The following is a 22,006-nucleotide window of genomic DNA, read 5'->3' on the forward strand; positions in this document are numbered from 1 at the left end:
CATGGGGATTGGTTTTTGTTTTAGCTAAATAGTGCTTTTAGTTTTTGGAAAAAGCTCTTTTTACGTTTCTTATAGGTAAATTCCAGTTTGCTGTATTTTGAAAGAGGATCTGCATGGGATTCTAGCTTGGTAAGGAACACTTTAATCCAAACTACATCCTCATCTTTTCCTTGGAAGTCATCAAAACTGCTTTCGGCATTGTCGAGACTGTCGTAGCGAACTTTCATTTTCTGTAAGCGGGCGATTGTAAGATCCCACTCTGGTAAAACATCTCGCACATCGATGACGGCATTTTTCATTTCTTTTACGTATCTGACTACACCGTTTTCCTCGATTTTAAAACGCTTTGCCAACACGGAATCAAAGTACTGGTATTCATCATAAAAGTTTTCATTCACAATTCTGTTTGTATTCATAGTATGTCACCTTTCGTATATTATCTACGTTTATCAGGATAGGCTTCGTAAAAGGCATTTTTATCCTCGTACATGTTTTCATCTGCATATCTCATTGCCAGTCGAAGATTTCCGCTATTTGCATCGTAATAATGTCCTATAGCAAAATTTAACCAATCAGGATCACAGGCCTTTTGTCGTAATAGGGCAAGCTTTTCTAAAAATTCCCCTTCTGTGCTATTAAGGGATATGATGGCGAATTCGTCACCGCCTGCTCGATATATTTGATCACCTATAAAAACTTCCTTAAGCACCTTGGCAGCATCCTTTAATAATTCATCCCCTGAATTGTGTCCGCCATGGTCGTTTATTGTTTTTAAACCATTTAGATCACAGAAGGCCACTGCAAATGGTTTGGGATCCAGCTTCAGCTTAAGGGAAAGCTCATCCACATTAACGTTCATGCAGTTTCTGTTTAAAACGCCTGTAAGCACATCTACGTTGCTGAGATATTCCAGCTTTTCTAGAATCATGTGATTGGCAACTTCGGCTGTCAGGAAAAATGAAATGAGCTCCAAAGTTTCTTTGATTCTAGTCATTTCTGAAGTGTCAAAATTTGATATATAAAGATAGCCTATTATATTTCCATGATGAATAAATGGCATAAGGCAAAGAGCCTGACCGCCTGCATCTTTATATGTTTTTAGCCAGGCAGGAGCTTTCGCTTCGTAGAGGTTCATATCTTGCTCGTTTTGAATAATTATATTGTTGGTTTCTGAAAGAAGAGTTTGCCAACAACCAACTATATCAAATGGAAAATGGGAAAAGATTTCCTTGATACAGTAAGCGTTGTCTCTTACAGATTCGCTTATGATTTCAAAATTCTTTTGGTCGTAATCTACAGTCAGAATACAAGCAGACTCTGAATCCACATATTCTCTCAAGTCCTTTGTAATTATGTCCATGCTTGTTGAGAATGCATTTTCATTTCTCATTTCCAGGCAAGCTTTAATTACAAAGCTGGAAATATCAGGTGATACAGCACTGAATTTTCCAGTATCCATTTCCTTATTAAGAGTGTACATAAACTGGCAATAGGCAACATTTTCTCCGTGCGCACAGTTCACAGGAAACAAAATGTCCTCAGTCCAGTAGCCATAAATTTTAGTAGTATCTACATATGTGTGAATATGCTCATTTCCCCAGGCAGCTCTAAAGCATATGTCTTCGAATTTTGGTTCCTTTGGAAGATGAGCAGTATACAATTGTCCTTCAATTACCTCGTCAAAATTTTCAAAGGCAACTTTATTATTACCTTCCTGCTCCATAAACATGTCGTAGTAGCTTCTTTTGAAGATATCGTTTATGGCGTAAAAACGAATATCACCACAGGTGCCATCAGATTTTTTCTCTACAGACATGATTGTGCATGGAAGAGAAGATAGATTTGCTGTTTGTTTTAGTAGTGAATATAAATTGTTACCCATATCTTACCTATAGAAATAACATTGTATAAGGATTATTACTTATTCTATTTAATATTTGTGCCTACTTTGTGAAAATTGTGGTATTTTTTGAAATGATTTTATGTTGAAAAGACTAGAGTTTTAATTTATTCTATCCCATAATAGATTTATCTACTAAATTGATAGGAGATATATTAAAATGGACGATAGACTTAAAAAACAATTAGATTTTGCATTAGAAATAGATAAGGAAAAGAATATCTTTAGACAAACTCATTTGTCGGGCCATGGCAGAAATGAAAATGATGCTGAGCACGCCTGGCATATGGCCATTATGGCGTATCTTCTCAGAGAGTATTCAAATGAACCAGTTGATATAGGTAAAGTAATGCTGATGTGCTTGATTCACGATATTGTGGAGATAGATGCAGGTGATACCTATGCCTATGATGAGGAAAACAAAAAGACACAAGCTGCCAGAGAGGAAGCTGCTAAGAATCGTATATTCGGAATGCTTCCAGAAGATCAGGCAAAGGAATTGATGTCTCTTTTTGAAGAATTCGAAGCCTATGAAACAGCAGAGGCTAAGTTTGCTCGTGCAATGGATAATGTACAGCCACTAATGCTTAATAATAGCAATGGTGGAGAAGATTGGCGCAAGCATGGAGTCAATGCTACACAGGTACATGGCAGACAGGACAAGACAGCTTTAGGTTCGAAAAAGCTTTTCGAAGTGGTTGATGCAATTATTAGCGACAATGTAAGTCGAGGAAATATTAAAGACGAATAGTTTTGGAGGAAAAATGAAAGCACTTATTGCGATGAGCGGTGGCGTAGATAGTAGTGTTGCCGCTTTAATGATGAAGGAAAAAGGATATGAATGCATTGGATGTACAATGAAGCTGTATGCCAATGAAGATATTGGTGTGTGTGATTCTCACACATGTTGTTCCCTGGATGATGTGGAGGATGCAAAATCTGTAGCGCGTCGTTTGGGAATGCCACATCATACCTTCAATTTTCAGGATAAATTCAGAGAAACTGTAATAGATGATTTTATCTATTGCTACGAAAATGGTATGACACCTAATCCTTGTATTGAATGTAACAAGAACATGAAGTTTAATGAGCTTTATCGCAGAGCCGAGATTCTTGGCTGTGAGAAAATAGTTACAGGACACTATGCAAGAATAAGAAAGACTGACAATGGTTATCAGCTTCTTAAGGGACTGGATTCAAACAAGGATCAAAGCTATGTTTTATATGCAATGACTCAGAAGGAGCTTGAACACACTGAATTTCCACTAGGTGAAATTTCTAAGGATGAGGTTAGAAAGATTGCTGAGAGTCATGATTTTATAAATGCAAATAAACCAGATAGTCAGGATATTTGCTTTGTTCCAGACGGAGATTATGTTTCAGCCTTAAAGCGATTTACAGGTAAGGAATATGCATCAGGAGATTTTGTGGACCAGGATGGCAATGTTATGGGTACACACAAGGGTATTGTTGGATACACAATAGGACAGCGTAAGGGGCTTGGTATTTCGGCAGAACATCCTCTTTATGTAACCGCACTTGATGTGCCTAACAACAGGGTAATCCTTGGTAAAAACGAAGATTTATTTACAACAACCACTATTGTTAAGAACATCAACTGGATTGATCCAACAGACGACAGACCTACATTTAAATGCAAGGCCAAGGTTCGCTATCGTATGACTGAGCAGCCATGCACAGTTGAGCGTATTGATGCAACTTCAGCAAAGGTTGTTTTTGATGAGCCACAGCGAGCAATCACACCAGGACAGGCAGCTGTTTTCTATGATGGCGATGTAGTACTTGGTGGTGGAACAATTTTAAGAGACTAGAGTTAAGCGGGTTTTTAAGAGGAGAAATAATGACTAGAGCGGATTTTAGAGAGTTACTTGAAAAGAGAATTGTATTTATTGATGGGGCTACAGGTACTGAGCTTCAAAAAAGGGGAATGCCTGCAGGAGTATGTCCAGAAAAATGGATTATTGATAATCCTTGGGCTATTCAGGAATTGCAAAAGGCTTATTTTGATGCAGGTTCTGATATTGTGTTGGCACCTACTTTTACAGCCTCTAGAATCAAGCTAGCAGAATATGGGTTAGAGGATAAGCTTGTGGAGATGAACAGGCAGCTTGTCCGCCTCTCAAGGCAGGTTGCAGGGGATAAAGGCCTTGTTGCAGCAGATATTTCTATGACAGGTAAGCAGCTATATCCTCTTGGAGACCTTATGTTTGAGGATTTAGTAGATTGCTATAAGGAGCAGGTGGAAGCTATTCTTCAGGAAGGTGTAGATCTTTTTGTAGTTGAAACTATGATGAGCCTTCAGGAGTGTCGTGCAGCAGTTCTTGCTATCAAGGAATCATGTGACTTACCAATCATTGTTTCTCTTACCTTTAATCCAGATGGAAAGACACTGTACGGAACATCACCAGATACAGCCATGATTGTTCTTCAGTCAATGGGTGTAGATTGTGTGGGAATGAATTGCAGCACTGGCCCGGATGCTATGCTAGAGCTTGTTCAGCAGATGGCGGCAGTTGCAAACATCCCTATTATTGTAAAGCCAAACGCTGGCTTGCCTGAGCTTGAGGATGGTAAGACTGTTTACAAGATGAGCCCTGATGTTTTTGCAGATGCTTGCGAAAAGCTTTATGAAGCAGGAGCATGGCTCTTTGGTGGATGTTGCGGTTCTACACCGGAACACATATCAGCTCTGGTTTCTCGTTTGAAGGATAAAAAACAGCATCAGATTGAAAAGAAGCCTATGAGGGTTGTTACTTCTGAGCGAATGAATACCTGGATTGATTTAGACGGACCATTTATGGTAATCGGTGAAAGAATCAATCCTACAGGCAAAAAGAAATTCCAGGCTAGCCTACTTTCAGGCTCTCTATCCATGGTTGTGGATTTTGCAAGAGAGCAGGAAGAAAAGGGCGCCAACATTCTCGACGTAAATATGGGTATGAATGGCATCGATGAGAAGCAGATGATGCTTGATAGTATTTATGAGGTAACATCAGCAGTTGATTTACCGTTATGTTTGGATACTAGCCATGTGGATGTTATGGAGGCTGCGCTTCGCATATATCCAGGACGTGCTCTCATTAACTCTATATCTGCTGAAAAAGAAAAGATGGAGCCTATGCTTAAGCTTGCAAAGAAATATGGAGCTATGTTTATCACACTTCCATTGTCGGGAGCGGGACTTCCAAAGGATATGGAAGAAAAGAAAGAGCATATTGCCACTGTTCTTAATGCAGCAGAAGCTATTGGACTAGATAGGGATGCAGCAGTGGTAGACGTGCTGGTACAGACAGTTGGTGCTGAAGGTACAGCAGGATTACAGTGCTTTGAAACCATAGAATACTGCAAGAATGAGTTGGGACTTCCTACAGTATGCGGTTTGTCCAACATATCATTTGGAATGCCTAATAGACAGTTTGTAAATGCCACATATCTTACCATAGCTGTCAGCAAAGGCCTTACTATGGCTATTGCAAATCCAAGCCAGGATATGCTTATGTATCAGGCTGCAGCAGCTGATACACTTATGAACAAGCCAGGGGCGTTGGAAAAATATGCATCACTGCCAGTGTTATCAATGACAGCGGGAGGAGCCACTAGTGGTAGCGCAGCTGGGGCAAAGCCTGAAACCAGCACTACATCTTCAGAAAGTCCAGTGGCTGAGTGTGTTATAAAAGGAAAAAAGGACCAGATAGTTTCTGAAATACAAAAGCTTTTAGATGCTGGAATGGAGCCACAGGAAATCATCGAAAATCACCTTATTAAGGGAATAAACGTAGTAGGTGATTTATATGATAAAAAGAAGTATTTCTTGCCACAGCTAATAGCGGGAGCAAATGCGATGGAAGTGGGAATGAAGCACATAGAACCACTTCTTGCCAGCGATTCTACTGAAGCAAAGGCGACGGTTGTTATTGCTACAGTAGAGGGTGATATTCACGATATTGGAAAGAATTTGGTTGCACTTATGCTTAAAAACTATGGCTTCAACGTAATTGATCTAGGCAAGGATGTACCAGCAGCCATAATCATTGATAAGGCAGTAGAGGTTGATGCAGATATAATTGGTCTGTCTGCCCTTATGACCACCACAATGATGCGAATGGATGATGTGGTTAAGCTCGCTAAGGAAAAGGGCTGTAGAGCTAAGATTATTATTGGCGGAGCATGTATAAACGAATCCTTCAAGGATGAGATTAGTGCAGATGGATATTCGGCTGATGCAGCAGAATGTGTAAAGTTGGTTCAAAATATTATGGAGAAATGGGCATAGATTTTTTAACTAAAATCTAGTAATGTATTATTAGTGATATGTGAAAATCAAAGTGAGGGAGTTTGACTATGACAAAAGAAGAATTAGCTGAGAAGCTTCAGGGATGTCACTATGGTCTTTCAGATGTAGAGGAATCTCTTATTGAAGAGGCAAGAGTGAATGGCCTTGTTATTGGCTATGGCAGTTTAAATACTGTTATCCAGTTTGAGGGTGCTACATACGAAGAGGGTGACGATATCTCTGAAGAAAACGAGATGATGTATGTGGACTATGAAAGCCCAAATACAATCAAGGCATTTTGGAAGGGCCTTTGCAAGGGAGAAAAGGGTGGAAATCCAGATTACTCTTGGAGCTACGAAACATCTTTCCCAGTAGCACATTTCAGAATGATTGGCCGCCGCACAAGAATCAATGATGAAAAATACTGTGAGGGAATCGTTTTCGAATTAAAGGACCTTCAGGCAAAGCACATTGATTTGGAAGGTACAATGTCATATTTCTAAAACAAAAGCAGACTTTTAGGTCTGCTTTTCTTATTTTATGGATGTACATATTTCAGGTAATTCCTCTAAATAGTAAAAATATTGCGAAAATTAATAATTATGTTGACATTGGGGGCTTGTTTTGTTATCTTTATGAAGTCGCTTGAAGCGGTAAACGCTAATAGCTCTGGGATCTTAGCTCAGCTGGGAGAGCATCTGCCTTACAAGCAGAGGGTCACAGGTTCGAGCCCTGTAGGTCCCATTTAATTTAATAAATATGGCGAGATAGCTCAGTTGGCTAGAGCACGCGGTTCATACCCGCGGTGTCGAGGGTTCGAATCCCCCTCTCGCTACGAAACAAAAAAGGAATCCATATGGATTCCTTTTTTGTTTCGTAGCGAGAGGGGGATTCTATATTCAATCAAACTGTGGGTTTCCCGCGATGTCGAGGGGCGAGCGTGGTCCAGTGGACCACATGGTTGCGAGCCGACCGAGCCGGCAGGCGAGAATCGAATCCCCACTATATCCATGTTCGACTTCCGAAACTCACTGAGTTATAATTGTTGCAAAAGCAAAAACTAGGGGGACAAGAAATGAGAAAAAGATTAATCGTTGCTTTATTGTGCAGTTCCATGATGGCCAGCATGATTGCCTGTGGAAAAGATAATGTTTCGGGAGAGGTTGAGCCAGAAGAGTTGGCTGATGCCCTTGAGGAGAGTAAATCTGAAAGTGAAGCAACTGAAAATAAAGATGATTCTGCAAGTGTAGAATCTGAAAATCTTCCAACTATAGAGGTAGTAGAGGGATACAATTACTCCGATGAATACAATGCAGCCTTTGAGCTTGATGATAGAGTAGGGGCTAACTATATAGCTGCAGGAGCATCTGAAGTAAGTGAGTTTGCATCCTGGAAAGAAGGCTATAAGGCTTTAGTAGAGGATTTGAGTAGCGAGGATAGCGTTAGTTTTTCGCTGATTTATGTAGATTCTGATGATGTTCCAGAGCTTATCTACAAGGTTGATGATTCAGATATAGTAATAGCCACATTTACTGGCTCTACAGTAAACCTACTGAGTGGACAGATTGATTCTGTTTCATATGTGGAAGGCGACAATGTGTTATTAGCTACAGAGCATGTGGATGCCAATACATACAACAGTGTGGTGGCAATCAAGGATGGTTATTGGATTAATATTGCTTATGGTACTCAGGGTCCACTTGATCCATGGGCAGAGGATAGCTTTGATGAAAACGGAAATGCGATAATTTCTTATTGGGAGATAAATGGAGAGGAATTGGCCAGTCAGGATGAATATGATGAGCTGTTTGGTAAATACTATGATTCCTCATTTGGCAAAGAAATCACTGAGTTTAATGCAGATGCCTCCCAAATACTAGAACAGATTGAGGCACTTTAATGTTAAAAGATAAAGATATAAGGGAGCCCCTATTCGAGTTTTTAGAGGAATCCTACGGTAAAACACGAATCATCGAGGAAAAGATGATGGGAAAATCAAGGGCAGATGTGATTATGATAATTACCGATGCTCTTGTAGGAATAGAAATAAAATCTGATGCGGACACCTATACAAGGCTTGAAGGTCAGATAAAAGACTATGATAAATACTTCGATTACAACATAGTGGTAGTTGGCTCAAGTCATGCAATGCATGTGGAAGAGCATGTTCCAGCTTATTGGGGGATTATTACAGTTGATGAAGTAGATGAAAAGCCTGATTTCTATTTTTTGAGAAAGCCTGAATACAATAAAAAGGTAAAGCTTAATAGAAAGCTGGAATTGCTATGGAGGCCTGAATTAGGAATCCTTTTACAAAAACTGGGAATGCCAGAATACAAGACGTTGAGTAAACCGGCTGTTCGCAAAAAGATTATAGAGTGGACGAAAGCTCCAATTGCAAAAGCTGAGGTGGCTCGTATAAAAAGAGCTGCAAAGGAAGCGGGGGTGGAACCGGTGATTCCTGAAACCAAGGTCGACCCTGCAGATGTTAGTCATGAGATTAGTGAACTCTTATTTGAAAGAGATTATGAAAAGCTGTTGGCTGAGATTGCAGCCTTTAGAAAAGCACATTCTCCAAAAAGAAGAGGCCCTAAGAAAAGGACCTCTATCAAAAGAACTAGGCGTGCTGGTAAATAGGAAATTTCAATTCAATAGTGAAGGTATCCAAGGTGGTTTTAGTTACGCTAGAGCCACCTTGTCTTTTCATTAGGCTATTGATACTGATAAGACCGATTTTGGCACTTTCATTTTTTCTTGGAACTGAACGAATTTTGTTGGAGAGTGAAAGTATAGCAAATTCCTTGTCACATTTTAGGCCAATATGAACAGGTTCAGTTTCATCTGCATATTTATCTATATTCGTAAATACGTTGTTGAATACTCTTAAGATATCATCCGTATTTACGTTAATCTTAAAGGGCTCTGGTGGCTCACCGTATTCAAAGCTGAAACCTTGCTCTATTAGTGGAAGGGATAATTCACTTATTATCTGCATTAGGAAATCAATTCCATCATAGCAGTTAAGTGTTTCCTTTGAACGCTCAGGATGAGGATCAAATGCAAGGAAGTATTCGAAAAGCCTATCTGACATTTCTTTAATCTGAAAGCAAGTATCCAATGCGGTATTTACATACTTATCCATTTCTTCTTCTGAATGATAATGGTGTTCTTTTAGAATTTCCAAATAGCCCATCTGTGTGGTGAGAGGAGTCCGCAAGTCGTGAGATAGCGCTGTGACGAGGCTGTTGTTAGCCTGTATTGCTTTCTTTTCATTTTCTATTTGGTTTGCAACAGCTATACTCATTGAATTAATGTTGTCTGCAACATTTGATATCTCATCGTTTCCTTTAACGGGAATACGATAGCTTAAATCGCCACCGGCAAGGATTTCAATACCAGAAGTAACCTCATTAATATATTTGATTTTCTTACGTACCAGTATAGTAATCATAATAATAATTATTAATGCGCTTACTACGATATTTGCAAACTGGATTTTCGAATACAAGTCGTATTTGAAGTCTTCAAATACATGCATCTGACATTCGCCGTCAATCAGCGTAATTGTATAGTCGTATACATAAGGATTATATTCATATGATTCCTCTATTAGCTCAGCATCAGCTTCCGAAATTTCAGAGGCCGAGTCATAAGAGTAGTCCACATAGAAATTATAAATAATAACTCCGTCACGCTCTAAATAAAAGTACATAAGAGGATGAGACTGTGACCATTTAAAAATCAATGTTTTATCTTCGCTAGATACTTGGTTTTCATCAATATATTCCTGAAAATCTGCTACGGATGAATCTAATCGGGATGGGATATAGACCTCATCTGCCCACTTTGAATAATAAATTAGGTCGTTGACCTGCTGTAGTAAAAAGAATGTTATTCCACCAATCACCAAGGAAACAACTATGGATAGCCATAGTTCAAGATATAAGGATTTAGAAAAGACCTTCTTTAATTTTCTCATTGTAGTTTATATCCCTTTCCCCATACTGTAAGAAGATGAACAGGATTTGATGGATCATCCTCGATTTTGGTTCGAAGATTTCTGATGTGAACCATGATAGTAGCATTTGAACTGTAGAAGTATGGCTCATTCCATATAGTTTCGTATATAAGCTGGGCTGGGAAAACACGCCCCGGGCTTTCTATTAAAAGCTTGAAAATCTGATATTCCAACTCAGATAAATCAATAGATGTTTCCTGTCCATCCGGGCTGATAACAAAGACTTCATTTCTGTCCTTTGCCACTTTAAAAATGTTATAAGTGTAGTAGTTGTCTGAGACAGCTTCCTTTTTGCCCTGATATACATAGTAGCGACGGAGCATGGATTTTACACGGGCAGTAAGCTCACTATGTGAAAAAGGCTTTGACAGATAATCATCGGCCCCTATAAGAAGGCCCAGAGATTTGTCAGAGTCAGTTCCCTTTGCTGTAAGAAAGAGTATTGGCATTTGATATGTTTCTCGAATTTTCTTGCATACATCCAGTCCAGAAATGCCAGGCATCATAATATCAAGGATGATTAAATCGATAGAGTCGTCCACCATAGTAAGTGCAGTCTCTCCATCGGAAGCTTCAAGAATCTGATAGCCTTCACTTTCTAATAATATATGTAGAATATTTCTTATTTCCTCGTTGTCATCAACAACCAGTATCTTTTGATTTCCCATATTCACTCCTATAAATAGATAGCTTTATCTGTTTGTATAGTAACACAAAAGCTGTGAATAAATAGTAAAAAGAAATTTCTTTAGATTTCTTTAGATTTACTTAAGGTATTTCTTAAGAATCAAATGGCACAATAGCATCTGTTGATAGAAATCACATGGAGGGAAAAGAATTGAAACTAAAAGAGATACTTAATAAAAAGGTTGTAACTTGCATGATAATTGCAGCTCTTGTTATTTCATCTGTTGCAGGTGTGGCCGGATTTAAATATGTAAAGGCTAAGGGAAATGAAGCTGACAGCGAACCAATTACAATTGAGGTGACAAAGCAGAATATTGAAAAGACACTTAGTGCAACAGGAACAATTATTTCTGCAGAGGAAAGTGGACAGTTTGCAACTACAACAAGTTCTTATCCCGTAGAGGAAGTATATGTAAAGGTAGGAGATGTAGTAAAAAAAGGTGATCCTCTTTACAAGCTTGATATGACAACTATGGAGCAGACACTTTCATATCAGCAGCAGGCTCTCAATATTCAGAATCAGCAGAATGAAATTGCTCAGCAGAATGCAAATCAAGCTCTTACAGATGCACAGCGTAACGGGGCAACTCAGATAAATGATTCTAATAGAAATCTTGAATCTGCACAGCAGGACCAGAACACTGCAAACAGAAATAAAAAGAATGCTGATAATAACCTTACAACTGCAAGCAACAGTGAAAATGAAGCAGAGAGAGCGAAGGATTCAGCCAGTGCTACACTTGCAGCTGCACAGAAGAAGGTTGATGACTTAAATGCAAAGATTACTGATTTAGTGACTCAGATTGCCAGTGCAGAAGATCCTACAGAATTAAACAATCAGCTTACTCAGGCAAAGACAGATTTAGAGACAGCAAAGACAGAGCTTGCTACAGCTCAAAGTGATTATGATAGTAAAAAGAGTGCATATGATAGTGCAGTGTCAGCTACAGAGTCGGCAAGACAGTCAGTTCAGTCTGCATCAGATTCTGTCAACTCTGCAAATCGTTCTGTAGAATCTGCTCAGTCTAGCTTAAATAACACAACAGAGTCTGCTAACTCAAATGTATATACACAGGCACAGGCTGCTAAATCCAATGAGCTTAGTGCCCAGTCAAATACTTTATCTGCAAAGCAGGAGATTGAAAAATCCCAGGAAGAGCTTTCAAAGGCAATTGTTTACGCGTCTCAGGATGGGACAGTTACTAATGTAAATATAGTAAAAGGTCAGACTTACAGCGGAACAGATGCAGTTGTAATTGATAATGTAACTAGCTTAAAGGCTACAGCTGATATAGATGAGGCTCAGATTCCAAGCATCCAGGTGGGACAGAAGGTACAGATTAAAACAGATGCTACAGGAGATGAGGTATTAAACGGTACAGTTGTATTTGTTTCACCTACAGCAACAAAGAACAGCACTAAAACTACAGACGCCACATCTACTACAGCTTCTGTATCAAAGAGCAGAGCTACATACAGAGTAGACGTACAGATAGATGATTCCAATGAAAACCTAAGACTTGGTATGACAGCCAAAATGACATTTATTACTGCATCTTCCGAAAATGCAATTGCTGTGCCATCATCAGATATCAAGACTGCAGATGATGGAAGCAAGTATGTGGTGATTCAGACAAAAGACGGAAGCACAAAGAACGTTACAGTGACAACAGGAATTTCAGATGACTTCTATACAGAGATTACAGGTGGCGACCTTAAGGAAGGTGAAATGATAGTTGAGTCTGATATGGATGGAAACAGCGCCGATGCAACATTAGAGTCAATGGGAACTGATGGAGGAATATATTTTGAGTAATGATATTTTATTATCTGCAAAAAATATAAGAAAAAGCTATTATATTGGAACTCCAAATGAGCTGGAGATTTTGCATGGAATAGATTTGGATATTCACAAAGGAGAGTTCGTTTCCATTGTTGGCCAATCAGGTTCTGGTAAAAGTACTCTGATGAATATTCTAGGTATTTTGGATAGACAGACTTCGGGAGAATATATTCTTGATGGGATTGATATTTCAAAGGCTCCAAACAAGGCCTTATCTGCCCTTAGAAACAAGCATATAGGATTTGTTTTTCAGACATATAATCTAATAGCTAGAACAGATGCTATTGCAAATGTGGAGATGCCAATGCTATATGCAGGTGTTCCAGAAAAGCAACGCAGAAAAAGAGCCATTGAGCTTTTGAAAATGGTAGGAATGGAAGAGCGTATGCACCATACTCCTGACGAGCTATCAGGTGGACAGAAGCAGCGTGTAGCTATAGCAAGAGCTATGGCGAATGACCCTGATATTATTCTGGCAGATGAGCCAACAGGTGCCCTCGATTCGGGAACAGGTAGATTGGTAATGGATATATTTCACGAGCTTCATGAAAAACAGGGAAAGACTATTGTGCTCATTACTCATTCAAATGAACTTGCAGCAGAGACTCCGAGAATTGTAACTATTAGCGACGGAAATATTATTGCTGAGAAAAAGATGGCCTAAGTGGCTTGAAAGGAATAGATATGATTAAAGAAAACTGTAAGCTTGCTTTGCTTAGTATAAAAGCTAACAAAATGAGAGCTTTTCTTACAATGCTTGGTATTATCATTGGTGTTGCAGCAGTTATTGCTATTATGACAGTGGGCAATTCGATGACAAAGGGCGTACAAAAGCAGCTGGAAAGCTATGGTGTTCAAAACATTACCATATACGTTAATCCAATTGATTATAACCAGGAGCTTTCAGAGGCAGATTATCAAACTATGAAAATCACTCCGGAAACACTTCATAAACTTGCCAATCAGTTTAAGGGTAAGATAAGTGCAATCTCTGTTGAGGCTAGTGCAGGCTCGGGGACAGTCATCAAGGATGCAAACAAAGCCAATGTAGATATTACAGGAGTCAGTGCTGGTTATTTTAAAGCTAATAACATAAAGCTTAAAGGCGGCAATCTATTTAACGAGTTTGCATATGAGCAGGGAAAGAATACTGCTATTGTGGCAGACAAATTTGCAGAGCAGCTTTTTGGAGCTAATTATTCATTGGATGATGTGCTTGGAAAAGAGTTCGAAGTCAATATTAATGATGAATACATGAATATTACAGTAATAGGAGTGTATGAGTATCAGCAGTCAGGCAGTATGATGCGTGGTAGCAATAAAAATATCAGCACCAATGTATATATTCCACTTAAGACTGCATGGAATTATTCTCATGACGAAACTATCTTTGATGCCACGGTGGTTGCAGCAGAAGGACAGGATCCGGTAGCTTTATCTACAGAGATTAAAACATATTTGACAGATGTTATGGCAAACACATTAGGTGATAAGTTTTATGTGGATGCATATAGTAATCAAACTATGATTCAGGAGAATACAAAGACTATGAATCAGATGACACTTGCTATCTCTATGATAGCGGCAATTGCCCTTATTGTAGGTGGTATTGGTGTAATGAATATTATGACAGTTTCAATCACTGAGCGAACCAAAGAAATCGGTACAAGAAAAGCTCTGGGAGCTCCTGATGGAATGATAATGCTTCAGTTTATAAGTGAAGCTATTATTATTTGTCTGATAGGTGGCTTGATTGGAATAGTGGTAGGATTATTACTTGGAAATATAGCTGCTCACTTTATGGGTTATACACCTGAAGTTTCAATTGCAAGTATATATATGTCGGTAGGATTCTCTATGGCCATAGGCGTATTCTTTGGATATTCACCAGCAAAGCATGCAGCAAACATGAATCCGATTGATGCATTAAGATACGAATAAAATGAATATTATGCATATTATTAATAGCTTCGATGAATATCGAGGCTATTTTTTTATATATTTATTTAATTTCCTCTTTATTTTTTATAATTATGTGGTATTATGTCTTAGTATAAAAATACATTATTTAAGAATAATTATACGAAAGAGAGACGGATTATATGAAAAAGAAAGCTACAATTCTTGCATGTATGCTTGCCGCACTTTTCATTGGCTGTGGAAGTGCTGACAACACAAAAACTATTTCATCTATCGATGATTTAGAAGGATCAAAAATCGGTGTTCAACTTGGAACAACTGGTGATATTTATGCCAGTGATTACGAGGGAGACGAGGCTGGAACAACAGTTGAGCGTTACAATAAAATCACTGATGCGGTTCAGGCTTTAAAGCAGGGCAAAATTGATTGTGTTATTGCTGATGAGCAGCCTGCAATTGCAAGTGTTGAAAACGAAGGTTCGCTTGTAATTTTAGATGAGCCATTCGCTTTGGAAGAATATGCAATCTGTATTGCAAAGGATAATGACGAGCTTTTAGAGCAGGTTAATGGCGCTATTGCTGAGCTTCAGGAAGAGGGCACATTGGATGAAATCATTTCTAATTATATTGGAGATGATACAAAAGGTAAGTTCCCATATGAGTCACCTGAGGGAGTTACATATGACAATGGCACAATCGTAGTTGCAACTAATGCTACTTTTAAGCCATATGAATACTATGAGAGTGGTGAAGTTATTGGTATTGATATGGATATTATGCATGCCATTGGCGATAAGCTTGGTATGAGCATTGAAATCGAGGACATGGAGTTCGATTCTATTATCAACGCAGTTAGCTCTCACAAGGCCGATGTTGGTATTGCAGGCATGACAATGACAGAAGAGCGTGCGAAATCAATCAACTTCTCTACATCATATATCACATCAAAGCAGGTTATGATTGTTAAGGATGCTAATGCAACAGCTGACGGACAGACATTTACAGAGAAGCTTTATGCAAACTTTGTAAAGGATGGAAGATATCAGTATCTTTTAACAGGTCTTAGAAATACACTTGTGATTGCTCTATGTGCGGTTATCATCGGTGTGCTTATAGGTTTCTTTGTAGCAATTATCCGTGTCTCATATGATAAAACAGGAGCACATGTAATTCTTAACGGAATTTGTAAAGTATATCTTACTATCATTCGTGGAACACCAATGATGGTACAGCTTTTGATTATTTACTATGTTGTATTTAAGTCAGTTAATGTTTCAAAGGTACTTGTTGCAATTATTGCATTTGCTATTAACTCAGGTGCTTATGTAGCAGAGATTATGCGTGGTGGTATCATGTCCATCGACAATGGTCAGATGGAAGCAGGACGAAGCCTTGGTCTTTCACACAAGCAGACAATGACCGCTATCATCCTTCCACAGGCTATCAAGAATGTACTTCCAGCTTTGGCAAACGAGTTCATTATGCTTATCAAAGAGACATCAATCTGTGGATACATCGGTCTTACAGATTTAACTCGTGGTGGAGATATCATTCGAAGCCAGACATACGAAGCTTTCATTCCACTTGTTGCTGTAGCATTCGTTTACCTTATTATCGTAGAGTTGCTTACAGTGCTTGTTGGTAAATGGGAAAAGAGCTTACGCAAAACAGAAAGAAAGGCTGATTAAGGAGAGATAGCATGAGTGAAGTATTAATTAAAGTAGAAAACTTATCAAAATCATTTGGAAAGAATGAAGTTCTTAAAAATGTAAATATGCAGATTGAAAAGGGTGAGGTTATTGCTATCATCGGACCATCAGGCTGTGGTAAATCTACATTCATTCGTACATTAAATCAGCTTGAGAATCTTACAGACGGAAAGATTTATCTTGATGGTGAGGATATCACTGCAAAGGGAGTAGATATAAATGATGTAAGACGTCGTGTGGGAATGGTGTTCCAGCACTTCAACCTTTTCCCTCATCTTACAATCCAAAAGAACCTTACACTTGCTCCAGTAAAGCTTGGACTTATGAGCGAGGAAGAGGCAAACAAGAAAGCAGCAGAGCTTCTTGAAAGAGTTGGTCTCGCAGATAAGGCATCTGCTTATCCAGATAGTCTTTCAGGTGGACAAAAGCAGCGTATCGCAATTGCACGTACACTTGCTATGAATCCAGAGGTTATTTTGTTTGATGAGCCTACATCTGCACTAGATCCAGAGATGGTTGGTGAGGTTCTCAATCTTATGAAAGAGCTTGCTGATGATGGTATGACAATGGTAGTTGTTACACACGAAATGGGATTTGCAAGAGAAGTAGCAGATAGAGTACTTTTCTTCGACGAAATGAGAATCAAAGAAGAGGGAACTCCAGCAGAAATTTTCGATTCTCCAAAGTCTCAGAGATTGCAGGACTTCTTGTCAAAAGTACTTTAGTTTTTAAGATAAATGACTATAATAGTATTGAACATTAAATGATAATGGAGCAATACGATTATGGAATCAACACTTAGACGTACATGGGCCGAGGTAAATCTCGACGCCATCGCATATAATTACAAAAAGATTCGTGAAAAGATAGGCAGTGATGTCAAGTTTCTTGGCGTAGTAAAAGCCGATGCATATGGACATGGAAGTATTCAAGTTAGTCAGCTCCTTGAGGAATTGGGAGCTGATTATCTTGCTGTCAGCAGTGCAGATGAGGCATTAGAGCTACGCGTAAATGGCATCAAGATGCCTATTCTTATTTTAGGACATACTCCAAAGGAGCAGGTTCCACGTCTTATTGAATATGGAATCACACAGGCCATCACTTGTAAAGCAAAGGCAGATGAGTATAGTGCAGAAGCAGTAAAGGCAGGAGGCGTTTTAAAGGTTCACATCAAAGTGGATACAGGAATGTCTCGTTTAGGATACCTTTGCGACAATGGCTATTTTGATACTGGTGTCAGCGGCATTGTAGAAGCATGCCAGATGCCAGGTCTTGAGGCAGAAGGAATCTTTACACATTTTGCTGAGGCAGATGAGTTTGGTCAGGCCAATGATGATTATACAAAGCATCAGTTTGAGTTATTCACCAGAGTCATTTCTGCAGTTGAAGAGCAGCTTAATCACAAGTTTAAAATTAGACATTGCGCAAACACAGGAGCAGTTGCTCGTTTCCCAGAAACTTATCTAGACATGGTGCGTCCAGGCCTGTTATTATATGGTTATGGTGAGTTCGCTCATCAGATGGGACTTCGTCCAGCCATGACCATGAAGACAACTGTCAGCACAATCAAGATTTATCCAGAAGGAACTGCTGTCAGCTACGGCGGAATGTTTGTTACAGACAAGCCAACACGTATTGGTGTTTTACCATATGGTTATGCAGATGGATTTCTTAGAAGTCTTTCTAATAAATGTTCACTTTACACAAAGGAAGGTCCAGCAAAGCTTAGGGGTAAAATTTGCATGGACATGTGTATGATAGATATCACAGATATGCCTACTGTAGATGTAGGAAGTGAAGTTGAAATATTTGGGGAGAAGAACAGTATTGATGACTTAGCTGCTTGTGCAGGTACTATTCCTTATGAATTAACTTGTGCAGTTAGCAAGCGTGTTCCTCGAGTTTATTATCGAAATGGGGAAGTTATTGATCGTGAGTTAATGCTTAGGATGTAGTAATTGAGGATTTTATGAGTACTTCTTTCTTAGATAAAGTAGTAAATGCTATTGAGAATCGTGAAATCAAAGCATATTATCAACCACAGTACGATGCCAGTACTGGTAAAATAGTTAGTGCTGAAGCACTTGTTAGATGGGTGAAGCCTAATGGCGAAATAATTAGCCCAGACAAATTCATACCGAAACTTGAAAAGACAGATGATATTAATATTTTAGACTGGTATATGGCAGAGGAAGCCTGTCGAACTATCCATGAAATGGGAGATAAGGCAGTTCCAATTGCTGTCAATTTTTCTAGATGGCATGTAAAAGAAAAAGATTTCTATCGCAAGTTACAGGCCATTCTTACAACATATAAAGTAAAGCCAGAGATGTTTGAGGTCGAGATTACAGAATCTGCTCTTGCTGTTGAGGATTTAAAATCCATAGAAGAATGGGCCAGAAACATCGCAGACACCGGTGTTAAAATCGCTATAGATGATTTCGGTGCAGGCTTTACATCCTTACAGTTTGTAAAGAATATGCCAGTTAGTTTTTTGAAAGTTGATAAAGCATTCTTGGAAGATAATTGTCAGGATGAAAGGGGACGTGGTACCCTTGAAACTGTATTTTTCTTTGCAAGACGTCTTAGCTTAAAGACTATAGCTGAAGGCGTAGAGACCATGGAGCAGCTTAAGTTTTTGCAGAATATGGATTGTGATAGAGTTCAGGGGTATTTATTCTCTAGACCACTCAAAAAAGAGGATTTCCTGGTTCTTGCAATGATAGACAATGCTCCTATGGTTGATGATGATGATTTCCTTAAGAAGCAGGGAACATTCAGTACTCACAGCCTGCTTTTAAGAGCTATGAAGACAGAATATGACATGATAATGTTCGGAAATCTGTATAAGAATAGCTATTATATGATGTATCAGAACCCAGAGATTTTCTTTGATGCGCCTACAGCAGGTGTTATTGATGATATGACTCACAATGCATTAGCAATATGCGTGGGAGAGTCGTACAAAGTATACGAAGAGAATCTTACACGACCAGCTCTTTTAAAAGCATATAATAATGGAAAAACAAGAGTTGAGGTTGTTGTAGAGCACAATGTGGCAGGTGTTCCACAAAAGTTTAGAACTATAATTCATCTTATGAAACATCCACACAAGGAAGATGTATTGATGATAGGTTTTTCAAGAAAAGTTGAAGAATAAGAAAGAGGCCTTTTAAAAGGCCTCTTTTTCTTTATCAAATAGAATTCTATATACACCAATTAAACTTGTGATAAGTGAGAAAACATCGAATGCAAATACAACCCAGTTCTTAAGGAAGAAATCATAAGTTCCAAAACAAAGAATACTGCCGATGCATCCAAGCTTTATCATTAAATCCTTTTTAGATCTAAGTGAAAGTGTAATCATAGTAGCTGCGGCAAAAGGAAGCCAATCAATCCATCTGTTTTGAGTAGTTATGAAGGTGAATACTCCCTGAAAGCCAATGAAAAAAATCTGAAGTGGAACAGAAAGATTCCATTTAAGACAGATAAGATTTCTAAGCAAGCTAACCATGTTTCCTACAACTGCTGCAATACCACCAAGGCAAGCGTAGGATATAGAAAAAAGAACAAACTGTAGGTTCTGTGCCCATAGGATTGTTTTTTTGTGCTTAAGGTATCCGATTAACACCATAAGGATACAAGCCAAAATTGAAAAGATTCGTCCAACTAAAACTAAATTCATTTATTAACTCCTATCAAAAATCATATTTACATATAATAAAACAATCTTATGATTTTTTAAAGTTTTTACCTCTTTAAATCGCTAAAGAATTAAGGTAGAATAGATTAACTAGAAAATGTGACAACATGTAAAAGGAGGAAATATGGGCAAGGTATTTAGATTTCACAAAGATGTAGATACAGATCAGATTATCGCTTCACAGTATCTACTTTTCCCCACAATAGACGAAATGAAAGTGCATACATTTGAGTCCCTAAATGGCGATTTTGCATCTCAGGTTAAGCCTGGTGATTTTGTTGTGGCTGATGAAAACTTTGGTTGTGGTTCATCAAGAGAGCAGGCGCCAAGCGTACTAAAAGCACTAGGTGTGAAAGCTGTTATAGCTAAATCATTCGCTCGTATTTTTTATAGAAACTCTATAAACATTGGCATGCCGGTTATTGTCAGTAAAGAGCTTTATGATGTGGTAAAAGACGGAGATGAAATGGAACTGGATTTGAATGCTGGCATCATCAAAGCAAATGGAAAAGAATATTCTTGTACTAAGCTACCTGAAAAGATGCAGGAAATTTTGGATCAAGGTGGTCTTATAGCATCTTTGGATAAGGAGGATTAGATATGGGAATGACAATGGCAGAAAAGATTATCGCCGCAGCAGCTGGCAAGGAGAGCTGTAAGGCTGGCGATATTGAGACAGTTACACTTGATAGATTGATGAGTAATGATGGAACTACTCATCTGACAATAGACATGTATAACAACCTTAAGCATCCGCGTATTGCGGATGTGGATAAGCTTGTGTGGGTTATTGATCACAATATTCCTGCTGATAGCCCTAAAACAGCAGCAAGTCATAAAAAGATGAGAGACTTTGCCAGAGAGCATGGAATTACTTTTTATGAGGGAGAAGGAGTGTGCCATCAGGTTATGATGGAAAAGCACGTACGTCCAGGAGAGTTGATTTTTGGTGCTGATTCTCACACTTGTGCATATGGAGCGTTAGGCGCTTTTGGTACGGGCGTTGGTTGCACAGATTATCTGTATGCTATGGTTACTGGAACTTCATGGTTATTGGTTCCAGAGACAATTCGCTTTAATCTTCATGGAAAGCTTAATAAGGGGGTATACGCAAGGGATTTAATTCTTACCATCATTGGTAGAATCTCTGCTAATGGAGCCAACTATAAAGCAATGGAATTTGCAGGAGAGGGATTGCATGATCTTTCAATTGCTGACAGAATTTCAATCTGCAATCTGTGTGTTGAGGCAGGTGCAAAGACTGCTCTTATGGAGGTTGATGATGTTGCAATGGAGTATTTAAAAGCCCATGGACGTGAGCCAAAAGCACTGTTTTCATCAGATGAAGATGCAGTGTTTGCGAAAGTTTTTGATATTGATTTATCTGAGATTCAGCCAATTGTTGCAAAGCCTCATTTTGTAGATAGCGTTGTACCAGCATCTGAATGCGAAGGTACAAAGATTAACGAGGCATTTCTTGGTAGCTGCAACAACGGACGTATCGAGGATTTAAGAGTTGGTGCAGAAGTAATCAAAGGAAAGCATGTTGCAGAGGGAGTTAGATTTTTAGTGGTACCTGCCAGTCGAGAAGTGTACAAGCAGGCTCTTAAGGAAGGGCTTCTTGATATATTTATGGCGGCTGGAGCAATGGTTATGAATCCTAATTGTTCAGTATGCTGGGGCGCATGCCAGGGTGTCATCGGTGAAGGTGAAACACTTATTTCTACAGGCACTCGTAACTTTAAGGGAAGAGCTGGTCACAAGGATTCCTACGTTTATCTTGCATCAGCGGCAACTGTAACTGCATCCGCGGTAAAAGGATTTATAACTACTGCAGATAAGCTTTAGATCATAATCTAATTAACAATCTATTTGCTCTCTGTATGAGACATGTAGTCGAAGGAAGAGAGTAAATGATTGTTAATGTAAGAT

General features: G+C 38.8%; 20 protein-coding genes and 2 tRNA genes. 17 read left to right on the forward strand and 5 right to left on the reverse strand.

The genetic code is table 11. The features are described from left to right. Positions 1-20: 20 nt before the first annotated feature. The gene (locus tag T375_RS08980; protein WP_044937600.1) at positions 21-416 is read right to left on the reverse strand and encodes a DUF6548 family protein; all 396 of its coding nucleotides are present in this window, start codon (positions 414-416) and stop codon (positions 21-23) included. A gap of 20 nt (positions 417-436) precedes the next feature. After that, positions 437-1,882, reverse strand: a complete 1,446-nt coding sequence (locus tag T375_RS08985) for a GGDEF domain-containing protein (protein ID WP_044937602.1) — start codon at positions 1,880-1,882, stop codon at positions 437-439. 178 nt (positions 1,883-2,060) lie between these two features. On the opposite strand from T375_RS08985, the gene T375_RS08990 reads away from it, so the two are divergent. The 8 genes from T375_RS08990 to T375_RS09025 all read left to right on the forward strand — a co-directional run bounded on the left by T375_RS08990 (position 2,061) and on the right by T375_RS09025 (position 8,831). Continuing rightward, complete coding sequence (locus T375_RS08990; protein ID WP_044937604.1) at positions 2,061-2,651, forward strand: HD domain-containing protein; 591 nt, start codon at positions 2,061-2,063, stop codon at positions 2,649-2,651. A 13-nt stretch (positions 2,652-2,664) separates the two neighbouring features. Then, positions 2,665-3,732, forward strand: a complete 1,068-nt coding sequence (gene mnmA, locus T375_RS08995; protein WP_044937605.1) for a tRNA 2-thiouridine(34) synthase MnmA — start codon at positions 2,665-2,667, stop codon at positions 3,730-3,732. A gap of 29 nt (positions 3,733-3,761) precedes the next feature. Then, positions 3,762-6,194 (forward strand): homocysteine S-methyltransferase family protein, encoded by a 2,433-nt coding sequence (locus T375_RS09000; protein ID WP_044937607.1) that lies wholly within the window; start codon positions 3,762-3,764, stop codon positions 6,192-6,194. 68 nt (positions 6,195-6,262) lie between these two features. Further along, a complete protein-coding gene (locus T375_RS09005) occupies positions 6,263-6,697 on the forward strand; it encodes a hypothetical protein (RefSeq protein WP_044937609.1) in 435 nt (144 codons plus the stop codon). Positions 6,698-6,865: 168 nt separating this feature from the next. Then, positions 6,866-6,938, forward strand: a tRNA-Val gene (locus T375_RS09010). 17 nt (positions 6,939-6,955) lie between these two features. After that, positions 6,956-7,029: transfer RNA gene (locus T375_RS09015), tRNA-Met, on the forward strand. 240 nt (positions 7,030-7,269) lie between these two features. After that, entirely contained in the window at positions 7,270-8,094 is an 825-nt protein-coding gene (locus T375_RS09020; protein WP_044937611.1) for a hypothetical protein, read from the forward strand. Next, the gene (locus T375_RS09025; RefSeq protein ID WP_044937613.1) at positions 8,094-8,831 is read left to right on the forward strand and encodes a sce7726 family protein; all 738 of its coding nucleotides are present in this window, start codon (positions 8,094-8,096) and stop codon (positions 8,829-8,831) included. The genes T375_RS09020 and T375_RS09025 overlap by 1 nt, the downstream gene beginning before the upstream one ends. Here the strand turns inward: T375_RS09025 and T375_RS09030 are convergent. Both T375_RS09030 and T375_RS09035 read right to left on the reverse strand, forming a co-directional pair. Continuing rightward, entirely contained in the window at positions 8,812-10,173 is a 1,362-nt protein-coding gene (locus T375_RS09030; protein WP_044937615.1) for a sensor histidine kinase, read from the reverse strand. The two genes, T375_RS09025 and T375_RS09030, sit on opposite strands and share 20 nt — an antisense overlap. Next, complete coding sequence (locus T375_RS09035; protein ID WP_044937617.1) at positions 10,170-10,880, reverse strand: response regulator transcription factor; 711 nt, start codon at positions 10,878-10,880, stop codon at positions 10,170-10,172. Before T375_RS09035 ends, T375_RS09030 begins: the two co-directional genes overlap by 4 nt. A gap of 170 nt (positions 10,881-11,050) precedes the next feature. Here T375_RS09035 and T375_RS09040 point away from each other — a divergent pair, with 170 nt between their 5' ends. The 7 genes from T375_RS09040 (at position 11,051) to T375_RS09070 (ending at position 19,531) form a co-directional block, all read left to right on the forward strand. Continuing rightward, positions 11,051-12,715 carry an efflux RND transporter periplasmic adaptor subunit gene (locus T375_RS09040; RefSeq protein WP_044937619.1) on the forward strand — a complete coding sequence of 555 codons (1,665 nt, stop codon included), beginning with the start codon at positions 11,051-11,053 and terminating at the stop codon, positions 12,713-12,715. Next, positions 12,693-13,406 carry an ABC transporter ATP-binding protein gene (locus T375_RS09045; RefSeq protein ID WP_044937620.1) on the forward strand — a complete coding sequence of 238 codons (714 nt, stop codon included), beginning with the start codon at positions 12,693-12,695 and terminating at the stop codon, positions 13,404-13,406. Before T375_RS09040 ends, T375_RS09045 begins: the two co-directional genes overlap by 23 nt. A gap of 20 nt (positions 13,407-13,426) precedes the next feature. Further along, positions 13,427-14,683 carry an ABC transporter permease gene (locus T375_RS09050; RefSeq protein WP_044937622.1) on the forward strand — a complete coding sequence of 419 codons (1,257 nt, stop codon included), beginning with the start codon at positions 13,427-13,429 and terminating at the stop codon, positions 14,681-14,683. Positions 14,684-14,844: 161 nt separating this feature from the next. After that, complete coding sequence (locus tag T375_RS09055) at positions 14,845-16,350, forward strand: ABC transporter substrate-binding protein/permease (RefSeq protein WP_049960375.1); 1,506 nt, start codon at positions 14,845-14,847, stop codon at positions 16,348-16,350. Between the two features lie 11 nt (positions 16,351-16,361). Next, entirely contained in the window at positions 16,362-17,096 is a 735-nt protein-coding gene (locus T375_RS09060) for an amino acid ABC transporter ATP-binding protein (protein WP_044937624.1), read from the forward strand. Between the two features lie 60 nt (positions 17,097-17,156). Continuing rightward, the gene (gene alr, locus T375_RS09065; RefSeq protein ID WP_044937626.1) at positions 17,157-18,326 is read left to right on the forward strand and encodes an alanine racemase; all 1,170 of its coding nucleotides are present in this window, start codon (positions 17,157-17,159) and stop codon (positions 18,324-18,326) included. A 14-nt stretch (positions 18,327-18,340) separates the two neighbouring features. After that, positions 18,341-19,531, forward strand: a complete 1,191-nt coding sequence (locus T375_RS09070) for an EAL domain-containing protein (RefSeq protein WP_049960376.1) — start codon at positions 18,341-18,343, stop codon at positions 19,529-19,531. A gap of 12 nt (positions 19,532-19,543) precedes the next feature. On the opposite strand, the gene T375_RS09075 is transcribed toward T375_RS09070, so the two are convergent. After that, a complete protein-coding gene (locus T375_RS09075) occupies positions 19,544-20,056 on the reverse strand; it encodes a YgjV family protein (RefSeq protein ID WP_044937627.1) in 513 nt (170 codons plus the stop codon). 142 nt (positions 20,057-20,198) lie between these two features. Here T375_RS09075 and T375_RS09080 point away from each other — a divergent pair, with 142 nt between their 5' ends. Beyond that, positions 20,199-20,672: a LeuD/DmdB family oxidoreductase small subunit gene (locus tag T375_RS09080; RefSeq protein ID WP_044937629.1), complete on the forward strand. Its 474-nt coding sequence runs from the start codon at positions 20,199-20,201 to the stop codon at positions 20,670-20,672. 2 nt (positions 20,673-20,674) lie between these two features. Beyond that, the gene (locus tag T375_RS09085) at positions 20,675-21,922 is read left to right on the forward strand and encodes a 3-isopropylmalate dehydratase large subunit (protein WP_044937631.1); all 1,248 of its coding nucleotides are present in this window, start codon (positions 20,675-20,677) and stop codon (positions 21,920-21,922) included. Positions 21,923-22,006 lie beyond the last annotated feature (84 nt).

The organism is Pseudobutyrivibrio sp. LB2011 (assembly GCF_000701765.1).
GTDB lineage: Bacteria > Bacillota > Clostridia > Lachnospirales > Lachnospiraceae > Pseudobutyrivibrio > Pseudobutyrivibrio ruminis.